Here is a 24506-nt window from a genome sequence, read left to right on the forward strand (position 1 = left end):
CTGACACAGGCTGACAGGTATGCCCCCGTAGAATGGTCGCCTCACTTCCGAGGGACCTCAGATGACCCAAGACCAGACCCGCCGCAGCGTCCTCGCCGCCAGCGTCCTTGCGGGGGCCGCCACCGCCCTGCCCGCGACGGGCCAGCCCGCGCTAGCCCCCCGCCCCACCGGCCACGAGCAGGACTTCGCCTGGCTCGCCGGGCGCTGGAAGGTCCGCCACCGGCGGCTGAAGGGGCGGCTGGTCGGCTCGACGGAGTGGGAGCCCTTCGAGGGGACCAGCACCTGCTGGCTGACCCTGGGCGGGCTTGGCACCTGCGACGACAATGTGATCGAGCTGCCGGCCGGGACCTACCGGGCCATGGGCATCCGCGCCTTCGACGCGAAGACCGGCAAGTGGGCCATCTGGTGGCTGGACGAGCGTTACGCCGACCGCATCGAGCCGCCGGTTTTCGGCGGCTTCGCCAACGGCGTCGGGACCTTCGAGGGCGACGACACCCTGAACGGCAAGGCGATCAAGGTGCGCTTCCAGTGGTCGAGGATCACCAAGACCTCCGCAAGGTGGGAGCAGGCCTTTTCATCCGACGGTGGGAAGACCTGGGAGACCAACTGGGAGATGGACTTCACCCGGCTCGCCTGAGCCGGGCTTGGCCTGGCGGGGGGCGGCGTCGCATAAGGCGAAGATGACCAGCTTCCCCACCGCCGCCTCCAAGCACGAGCTCGAGGAGAGCGAGACGCTCAGCCCCAGGTTCGACGCGGCCGGGCTGATCGCCGCCGTGGCCACCGACGCCGAGACCGGCGAGGTGCTGATGCTGGCGTGGATGAACGCCGAGGCGCTGCAGAAGACGATCGACACCGGCGAGGCGCACTACTGGAGCCGTTCGCGCGGCGAGCTCTGGCACAAGGGCGCCACCAGCGGCCAGGTGCAGAGCGTGGTCGAGCTGCGGGTGGACTGCGACCAGGACGCGGTCTGGCTGAAGGTGCGCGCCGGCGGCGACGGCGGGGCGTGCCACACCGGCCGGCGGTCCTGCTTCTACCGCGCGGTGGAAGGCGGCAGGCTGGTGGAGAAGGCGTAGGCGGTCAGCCCGCTCCTTGATCCTGCCCCTCCCGCCAAGCGAGGGACGGCGATCACGCCAGGGCCGACACCCCCTGCCCCTCGGGCTTCGCGCGGAAGGTCTTCACGGCGCGTGTCTTGAAGCGGCGGTCATGGATGGTGGAGACCGCGACCATGTCCGCGCGGGCTTCGTTGCGGGTCAGCGTCAGCAGCACGAAGCCGTGGGCGGTCTGATTGTTGTAGCGGACCTCCTTGTTGGCCCGGGCCACCACCTCGCCCCAGTCGAGGCCGGGGGCGAGTTCGCCGGCGCCTGGACTGGTGATGCTGGTGGTCCCGAACTCGCAGGCCACCCGGCGACCGGAGTCGTCGTGCAGCTCGTTGGCCCAGAAGGAGTGGCTGTCGCCGCTGAGCACCACCGGGCGGGCCTTCGCCTGGCGGAACAGGCCGTAGAGCCGCTCGCGGTCGAGGGGATAGCCGTCCCACATGTCGAGCGCGACGGGCACGCCCAGGGCGGCGATCTCGGCCCGCTCGTCGAACCGGCGCTTGGCGGAGGGCGAGATCTTCGCGGCTTCGGCGGGTTTCAGCACCTTGTTGGGGGAGCCGTCGACGCGGGCCATGACCACCTGGTTGCCGATCACCTGCCAGGCGTGGCCGGCGTTCACGGAGGCGGCCAGCTCCTGGGCGATCCAGGCTTCCTGGGCCGGGCCCATCATGCGCCGAGCCGGGTCCCGCAGCTTGCGGCGGAAGCCCTCCAGGTCCAGCCGGCCGCCGGGGAACAGGTCGCTCTTGTGCGTGAGCTGCTTGTCGCGCGCGGCGAGCCGGGTCTCGATCATGATCAGCTGGGCGAGGTCGCCGAAGCGGAAGGCGCGGCTGGAGGCCTGGACGAAGTCCTGGCCCGGCGCGGGGTCGCGGATCGGCATCCACTCGAAGTAGGCCTTCAGCGCCGCGGCCTTGCGCGCGTTCCAGTCGCCTTCGGACGCGGCGGTGTGGTTCTCGGCGCCGCCGGAGAAGCTGTCGTTGGCGGTCTCGTGGTCGTCCCAGGCGACGATCCAGGGGGCGCGGGCATGGGCCGCCTGCAGGTCGGGGTCGGACTTGTACTGGGCGTGGCGCGCCCGGTAGTCCGCCAGGCTGACGATCTCGCGGTCGGGTTCGTGCGGCCGCAGCGACGCCACGGGCGAGCGCATGCCGTAGGAATCGCGGCCGCCGTACTCGTAGATGTAGTCGCCCAGGTGCAGCACCGCGTCCACGCGCGGCAGGTCGGCGATGGCGCGATAGGCGTTGAAGTAGCCGTTGGGGAAGAGCGTGCAGGAGGCCACGGCCAGCACGACGTCCCGGGTGGCGCCGGCCGGCAGGGTCTTCGTGCGGCCCTCGGGCGAGCGGACGCCGCCGGCCTCGAAGGTGAAGCGGTACTCCTGGCCCGGCTGCAGGCCCGTGACGTCCACCTTCACCGTGTGGTCGCGCTCGGGACCGGTGACGCCCTCGCCCGACCGGTCGCCCAGCCGCCAGCGGTAGGGCGTCTGGCCCGTGGCGCCGCTGATGCGCGTCCAGATGACCACCCGGTCCTGCAGCGGATCGCCCGAGGCGACCCCGTGCCGGAAGGCGAGCTGTTCCGCGGGTTGCGCCTTGGCAGGCGCCGCGGCGCCCAGGCCCAGCAGGGCGAGCGCCCTGCGCCGATCGATCCTCATGGCCGTTCCCCCCGTCTGCGCCACGTCGTAAGAACCGCGGCGACACAACAGGAGCATGACAGGCATGTCGAAGGAAGGCCTCCACGTCCCGCGCGAGAAGCTCAGCCGCGACACGCTGAACAAGCACTACGCCATCACCTCGATCATCGAGGAGCTGGAGGCCGTGGACTGGTACCGGCAGCGGGCCGACGACTGCGACGACGCCGAGCTGAAGGCCATCCTGCTGCACAACGCCCGCGAGGAGCTGGAGCACGCGGCGATGGTGCTGGAGTGGCTGCGCCGCAACGACAAGGAAGCTCACGAGCAGTTCGAGGAGTACCTGTTCAAGGACGGGTCCATCGCCGGCCACGAGGAAGGCGCCAGCGAGAAGCATGGCCTCTGAGGACGAGCTCGACGCGGAGCCGGCCAGCGAGGCGGCCGGTCGGCTGACCGTCGAGATCGGCGCGGGCGAGGCCGGCGAGCGGCTGGACAAGGCCCTGGCCGCGCGGTTGCCGGAGCTGTCCAGGGCCCGGCTGCAGGCGCTGATGGCCGAGGGGCGGGTGAGCTTTCAGGGCCGGCCGGTGACCAGCGGCTCGGGCAAGACCCAGCCGGGGAGCTATGCGGTGGACGTGCCGCCGCCGGAGCCCGCCGAGCCGCAGGCCGAGGCGATCCCGCTGGCCATCCTCTACGAGGACGCGCACCTGATCGTCATCGACAAGCCGCCCGGCATCGCCATGCACCCGGCGCCCGGCAGCGAGACGGGGACGGTGGTCAACGCCCTGCTGCACCACTGCGGGGCGAGCCTGTCGGGGATCGGCGGGGTGGCCCGGCCCGGCATCGTCCACCGCATCGACAAGGAGACCTCGGGCGTGGTGGTGGCGGCTAAGAGCGACGCCGCCCACCAGGGGCTGTCGGCCCTGTTCGCCGCCCACGACATCGAGCGGGCCTATGTGGCCCTGACCCGGGGCGCCCCCTACCCTGCCCGCGGGACCATCGAGGGGGCGATCGCGCGCTCGACCAGCGACCGCAAGAAGATGGCGCTGGTGAAGACCGGCGGCCGTCATGCGGTCACCCACTACAAGGTGGAGCAGACGTTCGGGCCGCAGGAGAAGCCGCTGGCCGCCCGGGTGGCCTGCCGGCTGGAGACCGGGCGGACCCACCAGATCCGGGTGCACCTGGCCAGCAAGGGGACGCCCTGCCTGGGCGACCCGGTCTATGGCTCGGGCTCGCCGGCGCCGGTCGTGCGCGCGGCCATGGCCCAGGCGGGGCTGTCGCGCCAGGCGCTGCACGCTGCGGTGCTGGGATTCCGCCACCCGGTGACGGGGGAGACGATGCGCTTCGAGAGCCCGCTGCCGGCGGACATGGCGGCGCTGGAGCGGTTGCTGGGGGAGGTGTGAGGGCCGGTCCTCTCCCGCCGCGGCGCGGTGGGAGAGGGTAGGGTGAGGGCCGGCAGGGATCGTTGATCCACTCCGGATGCACGCCCGAGGGCCCTCGATCTCTCATCCGGCGCGAGGCGACTGCACGAGCCGGCCCTCACCCTACCCTCTCCCGCGAGCGGGAGAGGAAGTCGTGGATGGACCTACCCCTGCGCGGCGGCCTCGAGCTTGGCGACGTCGAGCTTGATCATCTGGAGCATGGCGGCGGTGACCCGCTGGACCACCTGGGGGTCCTTGTCGGTCATCAGGTCGACGAGGCGCTGGGGGACCACCTGCCAGCTGAAGCCGAACCGGTCCTTCAGCCAGCCGCACTGGCTCTCGCGGCCGCCGTCCTGCAGCAGCTTCTCCCAGTAGTAGTCGACCTCCGCCTGGTCCTTGCAGCGGATCTCCATGGAGACCGCCTCGCTGAAGGTGAACATCGGGCCGCCGTTGATGCCGACGAAGGGCTGGCCGTCGAGCTCCCACTCGACGGTGACCGCGGTTCCGGCCGGGCCCGGGCCTGCCTCGGTGTAGTAGGCGATCTTGCCGACCTTCGAGTTCGGGAAGATCGAGACGTAGAAGCGGGCGGCCTCCTCGGCGTTGGCGTCGAACCACAGGTTGGGGGTGAGCTTGGGCATGGCGGGTCTCCTTGTCCTACGTCCCAAGGACGTCCGGGCCGGCGCCCTCCCGACAGCGACCGCCGATTTGTGACACAAGCTTTGCTGAAGGGCCTGCGAGTTTCTTTGCCTTGAAGGCGCCACGGTCGGGGCGTAGAAAATCCGACTAGAGCAGTCGGACATTTCGGGCCCCGTTTCCTCCCAAGAAGGCGGCCTAGCTTCACCGCAACCTCGTACCTATCTGAATGGTTGGAGGGGGCGGATGGTCCTCGCGCCTGGTCGCGCCGTGACCCGAACGTCCGGGAAATTATGAGGGGATAGACCATGGCCGCCAACGCGCTTGCCGTGATGTCGCCGGAAGGCGGCCTCAGCCGGTATCTCTCGGAGATCCGGAAATTCCCGATGCTGGCCAAGGACGAGGAGTTCATGCTCGCCAAGGCCTGGCAGGAGCATCAGGACCCCGAGGCGGCCCACCGCCTCGTGACCAGCCACCTGCGCCTCGTGGCGAAGATCGCCATGGGCTACCGCGGCTACGGCCTGCCGATCGGGGAGGTGATCTCCGAAGGCAACGTCGGGCTGATGCAGGCGGTGAAGAAGTTCGACCCGGACAAGGGCTTCCGCCTGGCCACCTACGCCATGTGGTGGATCCGCGCCTCGATCCAGGAATACATCCTTCGCAGCTGGTCGCTCGTTAAGATGGGCACCACCGCGGCGCAGAAGAAGCTGTTCTTCAACCTGCGCAAGGCCAAGTCCGAGATCGCCGCCCTGCAGGAGGGCGACCTGCGCCCCGACCAGGTGAGCCAGATCGCCACCAAGCTGGGCGTGCTGGACGAGGAAGTGGTGAGCATGAACCGCCGGCTCAGCGGCGGGGACGCCTCGCTAAACGCGCCGCTGCGCTCGGAGTCGGAAAGCGAATGGCAGGACTGGCTGGTCGACGACCAGACGCCCAGCCAGGAGGCTGTGATCGCCGACACCCAGGAGAAGAACATCCGGATGAGCCTGCTCGAGGAGGCGATGACGGAGCTCACCGACCGGGAGCGCCACATCCTGACCGAGCGGCGGCTGAAGGACGAGCCGACCACCCTGGAAGAACTGGCCTCGCAGTACGGCGTCAGCCGCGAGCGGGTGCGCCAGATCGAGGTCCGCGCCTTCGAGAAGCTGCAGAAGTCCATGCGGGCCGCGGCGGAAGAGCGGAACCTGGTGGACGCGTAAGCGCCAGCCGGGCTGCAGAGATCGGGAGGGGCGTCGGGCGACCGGCGCCCCTTTTCGTTGGGGGTTGGGTGTGCTGCGAAGGCGGGCAACCTCGGCTGCCGGGCGCCCACTCGCGCCGTCTGCCGCATCGCGGTGCGACCACCACCACCCAACCCTCCTCCATCGAGGAGGAGGGCTTCAAAAGCCGCTCCCGTGCTTGAACCTCATGGCAGCCAGTCTGCCGGCCTCTCCAGCTTGCTCAAGGACCGGCCGAAGGCCGGCCGCGGCGCGGCGCGTCCTGCAAGGACGCGTCCTTGACCAAGCTGGAGAGGCCGGCTCGCATCCACCATGAGGTTGAAGCCTACCTCTCCTCCGAATGGAGGGAAGCTCCCTGAGGTGTAGGCGACTTTCGCGCGTTGCCGTGGGCCTCTACAGCCGCACGACCCGGCGTTCGTCGAGGTCGCGGGGGAGGTAGGCCATCAGGGGGACGGCGCGGCGCTGGAACTCGACCTTGTCGAGGTGTTCGCGGCCGGACGCCTCGAACAGGAAGTGATGGAAGGCGGTGGCGGCGGCGACCAGCTTGTCGTCGCCCAGCGCCTTGCCGGCCTCGATCAGCTCGTCGGCCTGCGCGCCCAGCGCCCGGAGCGCCTGGCGGCGGTCGTCCTCTACGGCCTCGACCGCGGTGGCGACGATCTTCAGGGCCTGGGCGATGCGGGCGGCCTCGGGCGTCGCGCCGGTGTCAGCGTGGCGCTTCAGGGGGCCGGAATAGTCGCCGGAGTTGAAGCGGCGGCGGTCGGGGCCGACGTAGTGCACGGCCTCGACCCAGTCGCGCCGGTTGAGGGTGACGGCCTCCAGCCGCTTGACCAGATCCTTGACGGTGAACGGCTTGCGCAGGAACTCATGCACGCCCGCGTCGCGGGCCGCGAGGATCGAGGCGGCCGTGGCCTGGCCGGTGAGCAGGATGACGGGCGCCTTGCGGCAAGCGGAGTCGGAACGGCGGAGGCGCCGGGTGAAGGCCACCCCGTCCACCTTCTCGGCCGCCAGTTCGCAGAAGATGATCTGCGGGTTCACCTTGTCGGCGATCTTCAGCGCCTTGTCGGTGGTGGGCGCGGTCCACACCTCGGGCTTGGCGACGGTGCGCATCAGGTCGCCGATGACGCGCGCGCCGGTCGGCTGCGGATCGACCACCAGCACGCGCGACAGCATGGGCGCCATGCGCTGGATGGTTCTGTTGTCGTTGTTGGCGAACACGTCGATCTCCCCCGGCGCAATGGTTAGGCTGCGCTGGTAAAGAACGCCTTACGTGACCGGCGTTCTTTGAGGGATTGGTCGGGTGGAATTGCGCCCAACGAGCCCGCTGCGTCAGCTCATTGCCTCCACCACCATCCCCTCCGCCTCGATGGAGGAGGGTTGGGTGGTGGTGTGCGCACGGCCTCGACGGCTTTGCGCCGGTGGGCGCCCTGGCCCCTCAGGCGCTTCGCCCGGCTAGTCCTGGAACGGGTCGCGCATGAGGATGGTGTCGTCGCGCTGGGGGCTGGTGGAGAGCAGGGCCACGGGGGCGCCGATCAGCTCCTCGATGCGGCGGACGTACTTCACCGCATTGGCCGGCAGGTCGCGCCAGGAGCGGGCGCCCTGGGTGGTCTCGCTCCAGCCGTCCATCTCCTCGTAGACGGGGGTGAGCTGGGCCTGCGCCTTCAGGCCCGCGGGCATGTAGCCGATCTCCTGGTCGCCCAGGCGGTAGCCGGTGCAGATCTTCAGCTTGGGCAGGCCGTCCAGCACGTCGAGCTTGGTGAGCGCCACGCCGGCGATGCCGTTCAGGGCCACCGACTGGCGGACCAGGGCGGCGTCGAACCAGCCGCAGCGGCGCGAGCGGCCGGTGACGGTGCCGAACTCGCGACCCACCGTGCCCAGGTGCTGGCCCACCTCGTCGAACAGCTCGGTGGGGAACGGCCCCTCGCCCACCCGGGTGGTGTAGGCCTTGACGATGCCCAGGACGTAGCCGGGGCCCTTAGGCCCGAGGCCGGAGCCGGCGGCGGCCTGGCCAGCGACAGTGTTGGACGAGGTCACGTAGGGATAGGTGCCGTGGTCCACGTCGAGCAGGGCGCCCTGGGCGCCTTCGAACAGCACGCGGCGGCCGGCCTTCACCTGCTCGTCCAGCAGCAGCCAGGCGGGGCGGGCGAAGGGCAGGATCTGCGGGGCCAGCGCCTCCAGCTCGGCCAGCAGGGCCGCGCCGTCGTACTCCGGCAGGCCGAGGCCGCGGCGCAGCGGCGTGTGGTGGGCGAGCAGGCGGTCGATCTTGGCCTCCAGCGCCTCGCGGTCGGCGAGGTCGGCGACCCGGATGGCCCGGCGGCCGACCTTGTCCTCGTAGGCCGGGCCGATGCCGCGGCCGGTGGTGCCGATCTTGTTCTTGGCCGCGGCCTCGCGCGCCTGGTCGAGGTCGCGGTGCAGGGGCAGGATCAGGCAGGCGTTGTCGGCCACCACCAGCAGGTCGGGGGTGATGGCGATCCCCTGCTCGCCGATGCCGGCGATCTCCTTGAGCAGGTGCCAGGGGTCGACGACGACCCCGTTGCCGATCACCGAGAGCTTGCCCTGGACCACGCCCGAGGGGAGCAGGGACAGCTTGTAGGTCTGCTCGCCCACCACCAGGGTGTGGCCGGCGTTGTGGCCGCCCTGGTAGCGCACGACCACGTCGGCCCGGTTGGACAGCCAGTCCACCAGCTTGCCCTTGCCCTCGTCGCCCCACTGGGCGCCGATCACGGTGACATTGGCCATGGATACGATCTCCCGACCTGCCCGGGAGGAGGCCCGCCGCCCTTCGACAGGTGCTCGACGGGGGGCCTTGGATCGATTGTCGGGGCGGGGATTAGAGCAATGACAGGGCGGGTTCAAGACTAGCCGCACGCGGCGCGGCGGGAGTATCACGCGACCATGGACATCCCGCGCTTCCACCTGGCGTTCCCCGTGCGTGACCTCGAGGAGGCGCGGGCCTTCTATGGCGGCCTGCTGGGCTGCCCGGAGGGGCGATCGAGCCCTGAGTGGGTGGACTTCGACTTCTACGGCCACCAGATCGTCGCCCACCTGTCGCCCGACGAGGTCGGGCACAAGGCGACCAATGCGGTGGACGGGCACGAGGTGCCGGTGCGCCACTTCGGGGCGATCCTGACCCTTGCGCAGTGGGAGGCGCTGGCGGAGACGCTGAAGGCCGCCGGGACGCAGTTCGTCATCGAGCCGAACATCCGCTTCAAGGGCCAGCCCGGGGAGCAGGCGACCATGTTCTTCCTCGATCCCTCGGGCAATGCGCTGGAGTTCAAGGCCTTCGCCGACGACGCCATGGTGTTCGCGAAATGAACGCCGTGGTCCCCACCGTCACCTTCGCCGACATCGAGGCCGCCGCCGTCCGCATCGCCGGCCAGGCCATCGAGACCCCGCTGATCGAGAGCCCGGCGCTGAACGAGCGGGTGGGCCTGCGAGTGCTGATCAAGGCCGAGACCCTGCAGCGGGTGGGCGCCTTCAAGTTCCGCGGCGCCTACAACCGGCTGGTCCAGCTGAGCGACGAGGAGCGGGCCCGCGGCGTCGTGGCCTTCTCGTCGGGCAATCACGCCCAGGGGGTCGCCCTGGCGGCGAAGCTGCTGGGCATCCCGGCGGTGATCGTCATGCCGGACGACGCGCCCGGGGTGAAGGTCGAGGCCACCAAGGGCTACGGCGCGGACGTCCGGTTCTACAACCGGCTGGCGGGCAAGACGCGGGAGGCGATCGCCGCCGAAATCGCCGCCGAGCGCGAGGCGGTCGTGGTGCCGGCGTTCGACGACCCGCACATCGTGGCGGGCCAGGGCACGGTGGGGCTGGAGATGGTGCGGCAGGCGCAGGCCATCGGCGCCAAGCTGGACGTGGTGGCGGCGCCGATCAGCGGCGGCGGGCTGCTGGCCGGCATCGCCACGGCGGCGAAGGCTCTGTCCCCCGAAACCGCGGTGGTTGGCGTGGAGCCCGCCGCCTTCGACGACACCCTGCAGTCGCTGCGCAAGGGCGAACGGGTGACGATCAAGCCGCAGGGACGCAGCTACTGCGACGCCCTGGAGAGCCCCTTCCCCGGCGAGATCACCTTCCCGATCATGCACCGGATGGTGGCCGACGTGGCGACGGTCACCGACGCCGAGGTGGCCGAGGCCATGCGCGTGGCGTTCTCCACCCTGAAGCTGGTGGTGGAGCCCGGCGGCGCCGCGGCCCTGGCGGCCCTGCTGGCCGGCAAGGTGCAGATGTTCGGCGGCCACACGGTGGGGATCGTGCTGTCCGGCGGCAACGTGGACCCCGAGTTCTTCGCCAACGTCCTGCGCGGCAAGGCCTAGCTCCCTCTCCCGCGAGCGGGAGAGGGAGGCGGCTAGAGCCTGTCCTCGGGCGCGGGCTGCAGCGGCAGATCGCGGGGCGTGATCAGCTTGCCGAGGCGCGGGCGGAGCCAGTTCTCGAAGTCGTCCACGAAGCGGTAGACGACCGGCACCAGCACCAGCGACAGCAGGGTCGAGGTGATCAGGCCCCCGATCACCGCCACGGCCATGGGCTGGCGGAACTCGGCGCCCTTCTCCAGGGCGAAGGCGGTCGGCAGCATGCCGGCGGCCATGGCCACCGTGGTCATGATGATCGGCCGCGCCCGCTCGCGGCACGCCTCGATCAGGGCGTCGTGCTGGCTCATGCCCTCGCGCTCGCGCTCGATGGCGTACTCCACCAGCAGGATCGAGTTCTTGGCCGCCAGACCCATCAGCATCAGGAAGCCGATCAGCGAGGGGATCGACAGGCTGGGGTTGAAGATCAGCAGGCCGATGAACGCCCCGCCCACCGCCAGCGGCAGGGCCGCCAGGATGACGATCGGCTTGAAGAAGCTCTGGAACAGCAGGACCAGCACGGCGAACATCAGGAACACCGCGGTCGCGAAGGCGACGATGAAGCCGCCGAACATCTCCTGCATGGCCTCGGCGTCGCCGACGGCGCCCGGCTCCACGCCCTTGGGCAGGTTCTTCATGATGGGCAGGGCGGCCACCGCCTGGGTGGCCTCGCCGAGCTCGACGCCGTCGGCCAGCTCGGCCTGGACGGTCACCTGGCGCTGGCGGTTCAGGCGGTCGATCCGGGCTGGACCGGCCTGGAACTCCACGTCGGCCACGGCGCCCAGGGTGGTGGTCCCGCCGCTGGCGGTGGCCAGGCGCAGCTGCTTGATCTGCTCGATGTCGGCGCGGGCCGCCTCGGGCAGGCGGATGCGGATCGGGATGCGCCGCTCGCCCTCGTTGAGCTTGGGCACGTTGGCCTCGATGTCGCCGACGGTGGCGACGCGGGCCGCCTGGGCGATGGCGGTCACGGAGACGCCGAGGCGCGCAGCCTCGTCCGGCCGCGGCCGGATCACGACCTCGGGCCCGACGGGCGCGTTGGCGGGCCGCGGATCCACGACCTCCTTCACGCCACGCATCTGCCGCTCGAGCTCCAGCGCCGCGCGGTCGAGGGCCACGGGGTCCTGGCCGGTGAGCACCTGCTGGAAGCCCGCCGAGCCCTGGAAGTCGAGGAAGTTCAGCCGCACGTCGGGGATGGCGGCGATCTGGGCGCGGACCCGGTCCTTCAGCTCGTTGCCGGTGACGCCGCGGTCGGCGCGCAGCAGGACGGTGATGGTGCCGGAGCGCACGTCGCTGGCGCCGGGGCCGCCGCCGGGGCCGAAGTTGGCCACGGTGGAGCCCACCTGGGTGAAGACGTCGGTGACTTCCGGCTGGGCCTTCATCACCCGGGTGACCGCCTGGGTCGCCCGCTCCATGTCGGTGAGGGTGGCGCCCGGCGGTCCCTGGACGTTGACGTAGATGTAGTCGGGGTCGCCGGGCGGCTGGAAGCCCTGGGGCAGCAGCGGCACCAGCATCACGGAGCCCACGAACAGCACCAGGCCGGCGATGGCCGCCACGATGCGGTGCGCGAGCGCCCACTCCAGTATGTCGCGGTAGAAGCCCTCGAACGGCTTGCGGGCGTGAGGCTTGGTGCTGGGCTTCAGGAAGTAGGCCGCCATCAGCGGCGTGATCAGGCGCGCCACGAGCAGCGAGAACAGCACCGCCACGCAAACCGTCAGGCCGAACTCCTTGAAGAACTGGCCCGGAATGCCCGGCATGAAGCTGACCGGGGCGAACACCACCACGATGGCGAAGGTGGTGGCGACCACCGCCAGGCCGATGGCGTCGGCGCCCTGCAGGGCGGCCATGTAGGGCCTGGCGCCTCGGGCCACCCGCTTCTCGATGTTCTCGATCTCGACGATGGCGTCGTCGACCAGGATGCCGATGACCAGCGTCAGGGCCAGCAGGGTCACAAGGTTCAGCGAGAAGCCCGCCAGCCCCATGATGAAGAAGGTGGGGATCAGCGAGATCGGCATGGCGAGCACGGTGATCAGGGTCGCCCGCCAGTCACGCAGGAAGATCAGCACCACCAGGGCGGCCAGGAACATCCCCTCGAGCAGCACGTGCTGGGTGGCCCGGAAGTTGGCGCGGGTCTCGTCCACGGAGGCGTAGATCTTGGTGAACTTCACGCCCGGATAGGTCTGCTCCATTTGGCGCAGCTTGACGTTGACGGCGTCCTCCACGTCGACGTCGGAGGCTTCCTTGGTCTTGGCCACCTGGAAGCCGACCACAGGGCGGCCGTTGAGGCGCGCGAAGCCGCGCGGCTCGGCGGCGCCGTCGCCGATCTCGGCCACGTCGGTCAGCCGCACATAGCCGCCGGCCCCCGTGGGGATGGTCATGGCGCGCAGCTGACCCACCGTCTCGACGGAGCCGAGGACACGCAGGGTCTGCTCACGGCCGCCGACCTCCAGCCGGCCGCCGGGGGCGTCGGTCTGGAAGCTGGCCAGGGCGTTGTTGACCTGAGCGGCGGTCAGGCCGCGGGCGGCCAGCCGCACCGGGTCGACGATGACGTTGATCTCGCGGGCCACGCCGCCCACGCGGGTGACCTGGGCCACGCCCTTGGCGGTCTGCAGCTCGCGGCTGATGGTGTCGTCGACGAACCAGGAGAGCTCCTCGTCGCTCATCCGTTCGGCGGCCACCGCGTAGGTGATGATGGGGAAGGCGCTGTCCACCTCCACCTGGGTGATCTGCGGCTCGTCGATGTCGCGCGGCAGGACCTGGCGGGCCTGGTCGATCTTGGCCCGGACCTCGTCGGTCTTCTTCTGCAGGTCCTCGCCCATGTTGAACTGGATCGAGGTGGTGGAGACGCCCTGGGTGACCACCGACTGGACGTTGTCGACGCCGGTGATGCCGGCGATGGCGTCCTCCACCGGCCGGGTGATCTGGGTCTCCATCTCGCCGGGCGCCGCGCCCGACTGGGTGACGGTCACCGCCACCACCGGGAACTGGATGTTCGGGAACTGCTTCACCGGCAGGCCGGCGTAGGCGATCAGCCCCGCGATCACGAGGCCGATGAACAGCAGGGCCACCGGGACGGGATTGCGGATCGCCCAGGCGGAGATCGGGAAGTTGGAGGCGCCGCCGCCGGGATGGGGACTCATTGCCGGGCTCCGGCGTTCGGGACTGCGGCGGCGCGCGCGGGCGCCGCTGGCTGGGCTGCGCCGGCCAGGGTCGGGCGGACGAGGTCCCCGTCGAGCAGGAAGGCGGCGGCGTTCTGCACGACCTGGGCGCCCTGAGGCGGACCGCGGAGGATCTCCACCAGGCCCGCGCCGCGGGCGCCGGTCTGCACCGGCACACGGCGAACGCGATTGTCGGCGCCGACCACCATCACGCTGGCGCCGTTGGCGTCGTAGCGGATGGCCGACTCCGGCAGGGCCGGCGTGGCGCGGCCGACATCGTCGAACACGGCCCGGGCGAAGCCGCCAGAGCGGATGTCGCCGCGCACCGGCAGGGTGACGCGGACGACGCCGAGCTTGGTCTGGGGGTCGATCTGCGGGCTCACGATGCGCACCGTGCCGGGCGCGGTGGCGCCGTTCGGCATGGTGACCATGGCGCGCTGGCCGGGGCGAATACGGGCCAGGTCATCCTGTGAAACCTGGGCGGCGAGCTCCACCTGGCCTTCGCGGGCCAGCCGGAACCAGGGCGTCGCCCCGCCGGCCGAAAGGTCGCCCGGCCGCACCGTGCGTTCGAGCACCAGGCCGGAGACCGGCGCCACCACCGACATTTTGCGCATGCGCGCCTGCAGGTCGCGCAGGTTGGCGCGGGCGACCTCGGCCTGGAAGCGCCGCTGGGCGATCTGCTCCTGGGGCAGGACCCCCTGGTTGTCGAGGCCCGCGACGCGGCGGGCCTGGTCTTCGGCCTGGGCGGCCTGCGCCTGCGCTTGGGCGAGCTGGGCCTGCAGGAGGGTCGGGTCGAGCTGCACCAGGGTTTGGCCGGCGCGCACGTAGTCGCCCACGTCGGCCAGGACGCGCTGGACGCGGTAGCCGGTGACCTCGGGCATGACCGCCGCCTCCTCGCGGGGCAGCAAGTCGCCGGATGCGGTGAGCGAGCCGGTCATGGCCCGCGGTTCGAGCCGGACCACGGTCACCGACCGCGCCGCCTGGGCCTGCGCCGGACGCGCCGGCTCCGGCTTGTGGCACCCGGCGAGCGCCAGGGCGGCGGCCAGCGGGACAAGGGCGAGAGGGGAGAGTCTCATGCGGGGCTCAGCGGGCTTTCGCGAGGGGAGAGGGTTGCTGCGGGTTCCAGCCGCCGCCCAGCGCCCGGTAGGCCTGGACGGTGCGGCGGAGGGCCTGCACCTGGGCCGAGGTCAGCTGAGCGCGGGTGGCGCGCCAGGACTGCTCGGCGGACAGGACGGTGTTGAGGTCGATGAGGCCGCGGGCGTAGCCGGTGCGGCCCGCCTCGAAGGCGCGGCGCGCGCGGGCTTCGCCGTCGGCCAGCAGGGTCACGCGGCGCCGGTCCGCGTCCAGCCGGACCAGCGCGCCCTCGGCCTCGCCAAAGGCGGTCTGGACCACGCGCTCGTAGTTGATCACGGCCTGCTCGGCGCGGGCGTTCTCGGCCTTCAGGTCGGCCAGGCGACGGGGGATCGACAGGATCGGCTGGGTGATGCTTCCGCCGATCGACCAGTTCCAGGTCTCGCTTTCGAAGCCGGGCTGTTCCTGGCGCTGCCAACCGATGCCGGGCGTCAGGTTGAAGGTGGGCAGGAAGGCGCGCTCGGCGATGTCCTGGCGGGCGGCGGCCGAGCGCACGCGAAGCTGGGCCTCGCGAACGTCGGGGCGGCGGCCGAGCAGCTCGCCGGGGATGGTGGCCGGCACAGGCGGCAGGACGCCCACCGCCGCTGGGGCGGAGACGCTGGCGGTGGGGTCGGCGGGCCGTCCGGTGAGGATCAACAGGGCGCGACGCTGAGCCTGCAGCTCGGCCTCCAGCGCCGCCACCTGGGCGTCCGCCTGGGCCAGGTCGCCCGCGATCCGGTCCGGTTCTGACGAGGCGGCGAGGCCGGCGCGGGCGCGCTTGCTGGCAAGCTCGTAAAGCGAGCGCTGGATGCGCGCCGTCTCGCGGGCGTCCGCCAGCTGGATGGCCAGGCCGCGGGCCTGGAAGAAGGAGTCGGCGACCTGGGCGGCGACGGCTGCGCGCGCCCCCTCATAGGCGAAGCGCTGGGCCGCCACGTCGGCGTTCGCGCCCCGGGCGGCCGCGAAGCTGCGCCCGAAGAGGTCGAGCTCCCAGCTGACATTGAAGTTGGCGCTGTAGGCCTCGCTCACGCCGCCGGTGGAGAAGCCCGGGAAGGTGATGTCCGTCCCCGAGATCTGATTTGTGTCGGTGCGCCGGCCGGAGCCCGTGGCGTCGCCCTGCGGCAGCAGGCTGAAGATGGCGCTGTTGCGCTGGGCGCGGACTTCCTGCAGGCGCGCCGCCGCCGTGCGCACGTCGGTGTTGGCCGCCAGCGCCTGGTCGACCAGCGTCGTCAGCTCGGGCTCGTTGAAGGCGGTCCACCACTGGTCGAGCGCCACCGCACCCGCCTGGCCTGCCGGCGCCTCGAAGGCCTGCGGCAGGGTGAGGTCGGGCGTACGCGGCGTGGCGCATGCCGCAACGGAAAGCGCCAGGGCGACGGCGATCGGAAGTTGGGGGCGCATCGGGGTCGCTTCGGATGATCGCTCGGGTTGGGGCCGGCTTGATGAACACAGTTAGACAACGGCGCTATGTCCGCGCCGCAACACTGCCCATCCTATTGTCGCGCTCCCGGCCGGAGCCTCTTTCGGGCGCCTGGCGAAGCTGCGTGTGCCGCAAACTCCGTATCATGTAAAGTGTTTTTCCTGTAATGTGCGCGACGATGTCCGAAGACACCCCGAACGCAACCGATCCCCGCCGCAGCATCCGGCTGCTGTGGGCCGCCCAGGAGCCGCCGCGGCGCGGACCAAAGCCGAAGCTCAGCCGCGACGAGGTGCTGGCCGCCGCCATGACCCTGGCCGATCGGGAGGGGCTGGAGGCGCTGTCCATGCGCCGGGTCGCCGAGGCGGTCGGGCTGTCGCCCATGGCGCTCTACACCTACGCGCCGTCGAAGGCCGAGCTGGTCGAGCTGATGTACGACCGGGCGCTCGGCGAGATGCCGGAGCCCGGGCCGGAGCTGGGGGACTGGCGCGCCCGGCTGGAGTTCATCGCCCGCAGCTACTGGACCCTCGGCCACCGCCACCCCTGGATGCTGCAGATCTCCACGGCGCGACCCACGTTGGGGCCAAACTTCCTGAACCGCATGGAGAGCATGCTGCGGGCGCTGGACGGCACCGGCCTGACCGAGGTGGAGATGGAGCTCGTGGAGGGCCTGCTCACCGACTATGTGCGCGGCGCCGTGCGCTCGGCCCTGCAGGCTCAGGAGGTGGAGCAGCGCACCGGCCTCACCGACGAGCAGTGGCAGGCCCTGGCGGTCCCCACATTGCAGGAGATCATCGCCCCGGACGCCTTCCCGGTTCTGCGGCGGGTTGGCGAGGCCTGCACCACGGCCTACGGCGCCGCCTGGCCGAGGGACCGCGGGTTCGAGTTCGGCCTGCAGCGGGTGCTGGACGGCTTGGCGGTGTTCATCGCGCGCAAGCAGGGGGCGTAAAGAGCGTCCTCGATGAGGAGGGTTGGGTGGTGGTGGGCGCGCCGCCGGGCCGCAGACCGCGGTCGTGGACGCAGCGCCCAACGGCGCCATCTGCCTCGGCGCCCTGCACTCACCACCGTCCCCCGCCCTTCCTCCATCGAGGAGGAAGGGGGCGCGCACCGCAGCGGTGCGTAGCGAGGAGATCGGCCTAGCGGAGCTTTTCGGGAGGCAATAGGGTCGGCGCACTTTCGTGCCTCATTCGAGTGACCTGATGAAAAAGCTTCTCCTCGGCGCGGCCGCGCTCAGCGTGCTGGCCGCCCTCCCTGCCTACGCCGCCGATCCGTTGGACGCCCAGCGGATGGCGCAGGACATCAAGGTCCTGTCCTCCGACGCGTTCGAAGGCCGCGCCCCGGCCAGCGAGGGCGAGAAGAAGACCGTCGCCTACCTCGTCGAGCAGATGAAGGCCGCCGGCCTGCAGCCGGGCGGGGACCTGAAGAACGGCCAGCGCGCCTGGACCCAGGACGTGCCGCTGGCCCGCTTCACCACCAAGGGCCCGGTGAACGTCAGCGTGAAGGCCGGCGGCGAGACCCAGGCCTGGGCCCAGGGCGAGCAGATCGCCATCCGCGCCGCCCAGACGGGCGTCGATCGCCTGACCATCAAGGACGCCCCGGTGGTGTTCGTGGGCTATGGCGTGAAGGCCGGCGAGCGCAACTGGGACGACTTCAAGGGCATGGACCTGAAGGGTAAGGTCGCGCTGGTGCTGGTGAACGACCCCGACTTCGAGACCGGCAAGGGCGACTTCGGCGGCAAGGCGATGACCTACTATGGCCGCTGGACCTACAAGTACGAGGAGGCCGCGAGGCAGGGCGCGCTGGGCTTCCTGGTGATCCACGAGACCGCGCCGGCCTCTTACGGCTGGGCGACCGTCAAGAACTCCAACACCAACGAGATCTTCGACGTCATCCGCCAGGACCCCACCAAGGCGCACGCGCCGCTGGAGGGCTGGATCCAGCGGGACAACGCCGTCGACCTGTTCAGGAAGGCCGGCCTCGACTTCGAGGCGCTGAAGAAGCAGGCGCAGACCCGCGACTTCCGGCCGGTGACGCTGAACGGCGTCACCTTCTCCACGGACTACGCCATCGACGCCCAGAAGGTGGTGTCAAAGAACGTCGTCGGCTTGCTGCCTGGGAAGGCGCGGCCGCAGGAGCGGGTGATCTATTCCGGTCACTGGGACCATCTGGGCGTCGGCTTGCCCGACGCGAAGGGCGACCGGATCTATAACGGCGCGGTGGACAACGCGTCCGGCATCGCTGCGCTGCTCGAGCTCGGCCGCGCCTTCGCAAAGGGACCGCGGCCTGATCGATCGATCGTCTTCCTGGCGGTGACCGCCGAGGAGAAGGGGCTGCTGGGCTCCGAGTACTACGCGGACAACCCGCTCTACCCGCTGGCCACCACCGTGGGCGTGCTGAACATGGACGGCATGAACCTGCTGGGCCCGGTGAAGGACGTCACCATGTCCGGCGATGCGCCGCTGACCTTGCAGGACGACCTTGTGAAGCTGGCCGCCGAGCGTGGCCTGTCGTTCAGCCCCGATCCGAACCCGCAGGCGGGCAGCTTCTATCGCTCGGACCACTTCCCGTTCGCCAAGCGCGGCGTGCCGGCGATCTCCTTTGGCGCAGGCGAGAACCTGGCCAAGGGCGGCGCGGCGGCGGGCAAGGCCGCGGCCGAGGCGTACATCAAGGACCGCTACCACCAGCCGGCCGACGAGTACGACGCCAGCTGGGACCTGACGGGCCTGACCCAGGAGGTGGGGCTGTTCTACGAGATGGGCCGCCGGCTGGCGAACTCCACCGCCTGGCCGGAGTGGAAACCGGGCGCGGAGTTCAAGGAGGCCCGCGACCGGACCAAGGCGCAGAGGAAGTAGCACCATGGCGGGCGGCGTCATCCGGACGGGCATCGGGGGCTGGACCTTCGAGCCCTGGCGCGGGGTCTTCTATCCCAAGGGACTGAAGCACGCCGAGGAGCTGGCCTACGCCGCCCGCCACCTGGCCACCATCGAGATCAACGGCACCTACTATTCGAGCTTCAAGCCGGACAGCTGGGCCAAGTGGAAGGCGGCGACGCCCGACGGCTTTCGCTTCGCGGTGAAGGCTTCGCGGTTCTGCACCAACCGCAAGGTCCTGAAGGACGGCGCGGGCTCGATGGAGATCTTCCTGAACCAGGGCCTGGTGGAGCTGGGCGACCGGCTGGGACCGATCCTGTGGCAGTTCGCCCCCACCAAGAAGTTCGACCGCGACGAGTTTGCGGGCTTCCTCGACCTGCTGCCCCGCAAGCTGCACGACCTGCCGCTGAGCCACGTGGTGGAGGTGAGGAACGCCAGCTTTGCAGACGAGAAGTTCGTGGCGCTGTGCCGGGACCACAACGTGGCGATCTGCAACTCGGAAAACGAGAACTACCCCTACATCCCCGACGTGACGGCGGACTTCGTCTACATGCGGCTGCTGTCGGCCAACGACGAGATCGAGACGGGCTACACGCCCGAGGAGCTGGACCTGTGGGCCGGCCGGTTTCGGGAGTACGCGGAGGGCAAGGTGCCGGCCGATTTCCAGCCTCTGGACCGCACGGGCCTGCCGGAGACGCCGCGTGACGTCTACGCCTACGTCATCCATGAGGGGAAGGTCCGCGCGCCGCGCGCCGCCATGGAGCTGCAGGCGCGCTGCGGTGGAGCCCTGGCCGCCGAGAAACAGTAGATTGCAAGTTCTTGTTGACAGCAATAGTTGTCACGCTTAGTATATCTGGGCAGCAATTGCCCACAGGTAGGCAATTCCGATTCAGCGGTCGGCAAATCGTGCCGCGACAACTTGAATCGGCCGGGCAGTGACTGCCTAGCGCCTCCCCTTCGCCAGGAGTAATTCGCCGCAATCCGCCGGGTTGGCCCGGCCCTTGCGACGCCGTGAGCGGGCAAAACGCCCCGGCCGCCAAAACGGCGGTCGCTTCATAACCCTAAAAGAAAGGGCCCGCGTTCATGCCTATGAACAGCGTCAATACGAACGTGGGGGCGATGGCCGCCCTCCAGAACCTCAATTCGACCAACTCCGACCTGCAGGTCACCCAAAGCCGCATCAACACTGGCAAGCGGGTGGCGAGCGTGAAGGACAACGGCGCCATCTGGGCCATCGCCCAGAACCAGCGTGCGACGTCCAACTCGCTGAACGCGGTGAAGGAATCGCTCCAGCGCGGTCAATCGACCGTCGACGTGGCGATCAACGCCGGCGAGACCATTTCCGACCTCCTCATCCGGATGAAGGAAAAGGCCCTGGCCGCGTCAGACTCCACCCTGGACGCCAACAGCCGAACCGCCCTGAACGACGACTTCGCCTCGCTTCGCGACCAGATCGCCAAGGCGGTCGAAAACGCCGTGTTCAACGGCGCGAACATGGTCCAGAGCGGCGGCGCCACCGTCGAAGCCCTGGCCAACGCGGACGCCAGCTCGGTCATCACCGTCGCAGCCCAGGACCTCTCCCTCGGCGGCACGGCGCTCGGGACCCTGACGGCGGCTTCCTCCATCGGCACCCAGTCGGCCGCTTCGGCCATGATCGGCACGCTCAACACGGCCATCATCAACGTCTCCAGCTCGCTGTCGAAGCTGGGCACGGGTTCGAAGTCGCTCGAGTCGCACCTGAACTTCGTCATGAAGCTGCAGGACACGCTCGACGCCGGGGTGGGCAATCTGGTGGACGCCGACCTGGCGAAGGAAAGCGCCAAGCTCCAGTCGTTGCAGACCAAGCAGCAGCTGGGCATCCAGGCGCTGTCGATCGCCAACCAGGCGTCGTCGACCCTGCTCAGCCTGTTCAGGTAAGACGACCCGTCCGGCCGGGCGTCCGCGAGGCTCTGATCAGGGTCGCGCGGCGTCCGGCAGGGCGGCGACTTCCGGCGGCGTCAGCCGCCGGACCGTCCGCACGTGGCAGCGCTGGGGACCGATGGACGTGGGCGCGATCAGCACCGCGTCGAGGCCCGTGCAGATGCTGTTCCCGCCCCGCGACTGGATGCCGATCTGGCTGGCCCAGTCGACCTCCGGACAGGGGCCGATCAAGTCCAGCTGATAGATGTCGCGCACGCCCACGCGGAGATTGACCGTGCGGTCGTCCACCGCCCGGAAGCCGTTCACGCTGCTGGCCCAGAAGCACTGGCGCCCGCCGGTCCGCTGCGGGGCGCCCTCGGCGCTCATCCGGGCTCCGGCCGTACAGCCCGCCAAAGTCATGGCGCCGAGCGCCAGGGCGGCGAGCGCCCCAGCCGGCGCGATCCAGGTCGTCATGGCATGTCCCTCCGCCCCGCCGGCCGGCGAGGCCCCGTCCAAACGCAAGCGCCGGCCCCGCGGCGGAGCGCGGAGCCGGCGTCGAGACTTTACTTCAGACTAGCGCGTCGTGTGCAGGTCGCGGTGACCCGCTTCGGCGTGGTGCTCGCCCATGCTGAGCGACTTGACCCAGGGCATGATCTGCCAGAGCGCCGACAGGCCGACGAGGCCGTAGACGACCTTAGCCAGGGCCGCGTCGTCGCCGCCGAACAGATTCGCCACCAGGTCCATCTCATGGCCGCCCATGGCCACGAGGCCCCAGTTCACACCGCCGACGATCAAGAGCAGCAGGGTGACGATGTTGAGCCATTTCATGGTGATATTCCCGTACCTGGAGTTCTGATAGCGGCGTAATCCGTCGAGCGCTCACATGTTCCGCAAGAGCGACTGGCCACATCATTTGAGGTCGAGATTTCGATGCCGCATGGCCAAGTTCTCGCACGCGCGTGACCTGGCAGACGACTTTCGGCCCTGTGGCGTGCGGCCGGCGCTTGACCGCCGCAGCGTCAGGGGCGTGTGCTCGGGGTCCAGACAGAAGATGCGGGAGGCGCCTGTGGCCGAATTCGAGATGGACGACCTGATGTTTCGGCCCGGCCTGATGAAGGGCCAGCGGGTGCTGATCACGGGCGGCGGCACGGGTCTGGGCAAGGTGATGGCCGAGGCCTGCCTGATGCTGGGCGCTGAGGTCTACATCTGGGGCCGGCGGGGCAATGTCATCGAGGACGCCGCCAAGGAGCTGATGGACGCGCACGGCGACAAGGGCGGCCGCTGCGTCGGCCGGGCCTGCGACATCCGGGTGCCGGAGGCGATCCACGAGGCCATGGACGAGATCTGGGCCGACGGCGGAGCGCTCACCGGCCTGGTCAACAACGCGGCGGGCAACTTCATCAGCCGCACCGAGGACCTGTCCCCGCGCGGGTTCGACGCGATCTCGAACATCGTCTTCCGCGGCTCGTTCTTCGTCACCCTCGACGCGGGCAAGCGCTGGCTGGCGGAAGGGAAGAAGGCCTCCGTGGTCTCGATCCTCACCACCTGGGTCTGGCACGGCGGGCCGTTCACCGTGCCGTCGGCGATGTCGAAGGCCGGCCTCAACGTCATGACCCAGTCGCTGGCCATCGAATGGGGCAATCGCGGGGTGCGGTTCAACGCCATCGCGCCGGGTCCCTTCCCGACCGAGGGGATGAGCGCGCGGCTGAACCCCGGCGGCGGCAATCGGCAGGCGCATTCGGACCCGCTGGTCCCGCTCGGCCGCAACGGCGAGATGCGCGAACTGGCCAACCTGGCCGTCTACCTGCTGGACCCGGGCTCGGCCTATGTGAACGGCCAGACCATCGCCATCGACGGCGGCTCGCACCTGATGACCGGCGGCGGCTTCTCGCGGCTGGCCAGCTGGGGCGACGCGGAGTGGGAGCAGGCGCGCAACGCCATCAAGGCGACCAACGAGAAGGACCGGGCGCAGCGGACGGTCTGACGGGATCGAAACTCCGGCATGCTCGCGGTTGGCAAGCGGCGCGAAGGGCCTAGAATGACTCGCGTCATCTTTGTGAGTCAGTCCAGGTCCATGTCGAAGGTCGCCTATCTCCCGGTCGGCAAGCGCGAGCAGACGAAGGTCCAGAACCGGCAGGCGATCCTCGACGCGGCCCGCGAGGTCTTCGGCGAGCTGGGCTACGACACCGCCACCGTGCGCGACATCATCCGGCGCACGGGCCTCGCTGCGGGCACGTTCTACAACTACTACCGCTCGAAGGAGGAGGTGTTCGCCGCCCTCGCCGACGACGGCGCCCGGCGCTTCGCGCCGGTGCTGAAGAAGCTGCGCGCGGAAGCGCCGGGGATGGAAGGCTTCATCCGCGCGGCGCTGGACGCCTACTTCCGGTTCCTGGCCGACGAGCACACCAGCTGGCTGGCGCAGCGCCCGCCCGGAGAGCCGCACCCGCACATCCACGGGGAGACCCCGGAAATGGCCGCCGTCTTCGCCGAAGTGCGCGACGCCATGCAGGAGGCGATCGCCCGCCACGACGGGCCCGAGGCGGACCCCGACTACATGGCGGCGGCCTGCATCGCCGTGGCCCGGGAGGTCGGCGACAAGATGCTGGCGCGCAGGCCGGTGGACGTGGCGGGCGCGGTGGAGTTCGCCGCGGCGATGATCCTGGGCGGGCTGCGCGCCCTTCCCAAGGCGAAGGCCTAGATGGCCTCGGGCGCCCAGCCACGGCGGCAGACGGCCCACGCCCCGCTTTCCCTGCCAGGACGGATCTGCTGATGCGCGCCCTCGTCGTCGAACGCCTGGCCCCAGACTACGCAGGTTGCCTGGTCAAGGAGATCCCAACGCCGGAGCCGGGACCGGGCGAGGTGCGGATCCGCGTCCGGGCGTCGGCGGTGAACTTCCCCGACCTGATGCAGACCCGCGGCGAGCATCAGCACAAGCCGCCGGTCCCCTTTACGCCCGGCATGGAGCTCGCCGGAGAAGTGGATGCGGTGGGCGAGGGCGTCACCGCCTGGAAGGAAGGCGACCCGGTGGCCGGCGGCGGCCGCGGCGGCATGGCCGAGTACGCCGTCCTCCCGGCGGCGGGCCTGCATCGCGTTCCGAGCGGGATGAGCTTCAGCCAGGCCGCGGGCTATCCGGTCGCCTACCTCACCGCCTATGTGGCGCTCGAACGTTGCGCGCGCCTGCAGGCCGGCGAGTGGGTTCTGGTGCACGGGGCCGCCGGCGGTGTCGGCCTTGCGGCCGTGGACCTGGCCCAGGTGATGGGCGCCAAGGTGATCGCCGCCTCGGCGTCCGACGAGAAGCTGGCCGTGATCGCGAAGGAGTATGCGGCGGACGCCACGGTGAACGTGTCCCAGGGCTTTCGCGAGCGGGTGAAGGCGCTGACCGGCGGGCGCGGGGCGGACGTGATCTACGATCCGGTCGGCGGCGACGTCTTCGACGAGTCGATCCGCTGTATCGCCTTTGGCGGCCGCATCCTGTCGATCGGCTTCACCTCCGGCAGGCTGCCGGTGCTGCCGGTGAACATCGCGCTCATCAAGGGCTTCTCGGTCATGGGCGTACGGGCCGGGGAATACGGCCGGCAGTTCCCGGAGAAGGGCCGCGAGAACCACGCGGCCATCTGGAAGCTGGCCGAAGAGGGCAAGGTGCGACCGCGGGTGGACAGGGAGTACCCGCTCGACGACTGGCGCGACGCGTTCGAGACCCTGGCGCAGCGCACCGTCGTCGGGAAGACCATCGTCCGGCCGGATCTCTGA

23 protein-coding genes are annotated in these 24506 nt (G+C 70.3%); 14 read left to right on the top strand and 9 right to left on the bottom strand.

Features of this window, described 5'->3' with window-relative positions; translation table 11 throughout:
* Positions 1-61 precede the first annotated feature (61 nt).
* Together VIL67_RS18215 and hisI are read left to right on the top strand one after the other, a co-directional pair.
* Complete coding sequence (locus VIL67_RS18215) at positions 62-637, top strand: DUF1579 domain-containing protein (protein ID WP_332050342.1); 576 nt, start codon at positions 62-64, stop codon at positions 635-637.
* Between the two features lie 43 nt (positions 638-680).
* Complete coding sequence (gene hisI / locus VIL67_RS18220; protein ID WP_332050343.1) at positions 681-1073, top strand: phosphoribosyl-AMP cyclohydrolase; 393 nt, start codon at positions 681-683, stop codon at positions 1071-1073.
* A gap of 52 nt (positions 1074-1125) precedes the next feature.
* Here hisI and VIL67_RS18225 read toward each other — a convergent pair whose 3' ends face one another.
* Entirely contained in the window at positions 1126-2736 is a 1611-nt protein-coding gene (locus tag VIL67_RS18225; RefSeq protein ID WP_332050344.1) for an alkaline phosphatase D family protein, read from the bottom strand.
* Positions 2737-2800: 64 nt separating this feature from the next.
* On the opposite strand from VIL67_RS18225, the gene VIL67_RS18230 reads away from it, so the two are divergent.
* Both VIL67_RS18230 and VIL67_RS18235 read left to right on the top strand, forming a co-directional pair.
* Positions 2801-3118, top strand: a complete 318-nt coding sequence (locus VIL67_RS18230) for a ferritin family protein (RefSeq protein WP_332050345.1) — start codon at positions 2801-2803, stop codon at positions 3116-3118.
* Positions 3108-4112 (top strand): RluA family pseudouridine synthase, encoded by a 1005-nt coding sequence (locus VIL67_RS18235; RefSeq protein WP_332050346.1) that lies wholly within the window; start codon positions 3108-3110, stop codon positions 4110-4112. Before VIL67_RS18230 ends, VIL67_RS18235 begins: the two co-directional genes overlap by 11 nt.
* Positions 4113-4294: 182 nt before the next feature.
* On the opposite strand, the gene VIL67_RS18240 is transcribed toward VIL67_RS18235, so the two are convergent.
* The gene (locus VIL67_RS18240; RefSeq protein ID WP_332050347.1) at positions 4295-4768 is read right to left on the bottom strand and encodes a VOC family protein; all 474 of its coding nucleotides are present in this window, start codon (positions 4766-4768) and stop codon (positions 4295-4297) included.
* Positions 4769-5071: 303 nt separating this feature from the next.
* On the opposite strand from VIL67_RS18240, the gene rpoH reads away from it, so the two are divergent.
* Positions 5072-5959 carry an RNA polymerase sigma factor RpoH gene (gene rpoH, locus VIL67_RS18245; protein ID WP_332050348.1) on the top strand — a complete coding sequence of 296 codons (888 nt, stop codon included), beginning with the start codon at positions 5072-5074 and terminating at the stop codon, positions 5957-5959.
* Positions 5960-6367: 408 nt separating this feature from the next.
* On the opposite strand, the gene VIL67_RS18250 is transcribed toward rpoH, so the two are convergent.
* Entirely contained in the window at positions 6368-7189 is an 822-nt protein-coding gene (locus tag VIL67_RS18250) for a response regulator (protein WP_332050349.1), read from the bottom strand.
* Between the two features lie 234 nt (positions 7190-7423).
* The gene (locus VIL67_RS18255) at positions 7424-8710 is read right to left on the bottom strand and encodes an adenylosuccinate synthase (protein WP_332050350.1); all 1287 of its coding nucleotides are present in this window, start codon (positions 8708-8710) and stop codon (positions 7424-7426) included.
* Positions 8711-8866: 156 nt separating this feature from the next.
* On the opposite strand from VIL67_RS18255, the gene VIL67_RS18260 reads away from it, so the two are divergent.
* On the top strand, positions 8867-9286 hold the full coding sequence (locus tag VIL67_RS18260; protein ID WP_332050351.1) for a VOC family protein: 420 nt from the start codon (positions 8867-8869) through the stop codon (positions 9284-9286).
* The gene (locus VIL67_RS18265; protein ID WP_332050352.1) at positions 9283-10281 is read left to right on the top strand and encodes a threonine ammonia-lyase; all 999 of its coding nucleotides are present in this window, start codon (positions 9283-9285) and stop codon (positions 10279-10281) included. The genes VIL67_RS18260 and VIL67_RS18265 overlap by 4 nt, the downstream gene beginning before the upstream one ends.
* A 32-nt stretch (positions 10282-10313) precedes the next feature.
* Here VIL67_RS18265 and VIL67_RS18270 read toward each other — a convergent pair whose 3' ends face one another.
* From VIL67_RS18270 to VIL67_RS18280, 3 genes are read right to left on the bottom strand one after another with little or no spacing between them, the layout of a single operon-like run.
* On the bottom strand, positions 10314-13448 hold the full coding sequence (locus tag VIL67_RS18270; RefSeq protein ID WP_332050353.1) for an efflux RND transporter permease subunit: 3135 nt from the start codon (positions 13446-13448) through the stop codon (positions 10314-10316).
* Positions 13445-14542 carry an efflux RND transporter periplasmic adaptor subunit gene (locus VIL67_RS18275; RefSeq protein WP_332050354.1) on the bottom strand — a complete coding sequence of 366 codons (1098 nt, stop codon included), beginning with the start codon at positions 14540-14542 and terminating at the stop codon, positions 13445-13447. The genes VIL67_RS18270 and VIL67_RS18275 overlap by 4 nt, the downstream gene beginning before the upstream one ends.
* Positions 14543-14549: 7 nt before the next feature.
* A complete protein-coding gene (locus VIL67_RS18280) occupies positions 14550-15971 on the bottom strand; it encodes a TolC family protein (RefSeq protein WP_332050355.1) in 1422 nt (473 codons plus the stop codon).
* A gap of 197 nt (positions 15972-16168) precedes the next feature.
* On the opposite strand from VIL67_RS18280, the gene VIL67_RS18285 reads away from it, so the two are divergent.
* The 4 genes from VIL67_RS18285 to VIL67_RS18300 all read left to right on the top strand — a co-directional run bounded on the left by VIL67_RS18285 (position 16169) and on the right by VIL67_RS18300 (position 20774).
* Positions 16169-16936: a TetR/AcrR family transcriptional regulator gene (locus tag VIL67_RS18285; protein ID WP_332050356.1), complete on the top strand. Its 768-nt coding sequence runs from the start codon at positions 16169-16171 to the stop codon at positions 16934-16936.
* Between the two features lie 250 nt (positions 16937-17186).
* Complete coding sequence (locus VIL67_RS18290) at positions 17187-18839, top strand: M28 family metallopeptidase (RefSeq protein WP_332050357.1); 1653 nt, start codon at positions 17187-17189, stop codon at positions 18837-18839.
* Positions 18840-18843: 4 nt separating this feature from the next.
* Positions 18844-19665: a DUF72 domain-containing protein gene (locus tag VIL67_RS18295; RefSeq protein WP_332050358.1), complete on the top strand. Its 822-nt coding sequence runs from the start codon at positions 18844-18846 to the stop codon at positions 19663-19665.
* A gap of 275 nt (positions 19666-19940) precedes the next feature.
* On the top strand, positions 19941-20774 hold the full coding sequence (locus VIL67_RS18300) for a flagellin (protein ID WP_332050359.1): 834 nt from the start codon (positions 19941-19943) through the stop codon (positions 20772-20774).
* 36 nt (positions 20775-20810) lie between these two features.
* Here VIL67_RS18300 and VIL67_RS18305 read toward each other — a convergent pair whose 3' ends face one another.
* Entirely contained in the window at positions 20811-21230 is a 420-nt protein-coding gene (locus tag VIL67_RS18305) for a DUF6491 family protein (protein WP_332050360.1), read from the bottom strand.
* A gap of 99 nt (positions 21231-21329) precedes the next feature.
* Positions 21330-21584 carry a DUF378 domain-containing protein gene (locus VIL67_RS18310; protein ID WP_332050361.1) on the bottom strand — a complete coding sequence of 85 codons (255 nt, stop codon included), beginning with the start codon at positions 21582-21584 and terminating at the stop codon, positions 21330-21332.
* A 238-nt stretch (positions 21585-21822) separates the two neighbouring features.
* On the opposite strand from VIL67_RS18310, the gene VIL67_RS18315 reads away from it, so the two are divergent.
* From VIL67_RS18315 to VIL67_RS18325, 3 genes are all read left to right on the top strand, one after another.
* A complete protein-coding gene (locus VIL67_RS18315; RefSeq protein ID WP_332050362.1) occupies positions 21823-22740 on the top strand; it encodes an SDR family oxidoreductase in 918 nt (305 codons plus the stop codon).
* A 90-nt stretch (positions 22741-22830) separates the two neighbouring features.
* Complete coding sequence (locus tag VIL67_RS18320) at positions 22831-23454, top strand: TetR/AcrR family transcriptional regulator (RefSeq protein ID WP_332050363.1); 624 nt, start codon at positions 22831-22833, stop codon at positions 23452-23454.
* A gap of 71 nt (positions 23455-23525) precedes the next feature.
* Positions 23526-24506 carry an NADPH:quinone oxidoreductase family protein gene (locus tag VIL67_RS18325; RefSeq protein ID WP_332050364.1) on the top strand — a complete coding sequence of 327 codons (981 nt, stop codon included), beginning with the start codon at positions 23526-23528 and terminating at the stop codon, positions 24504-24506.

It is taken from the genome of Phenylobacterium sp., assembly GCF_036563385.1.
Classification (GTDB): Bacteria; Pseudomonadota; Alphaproteobacteria; order Caulobacterales; family Caulobacteraceae; genus Phenylobacterium.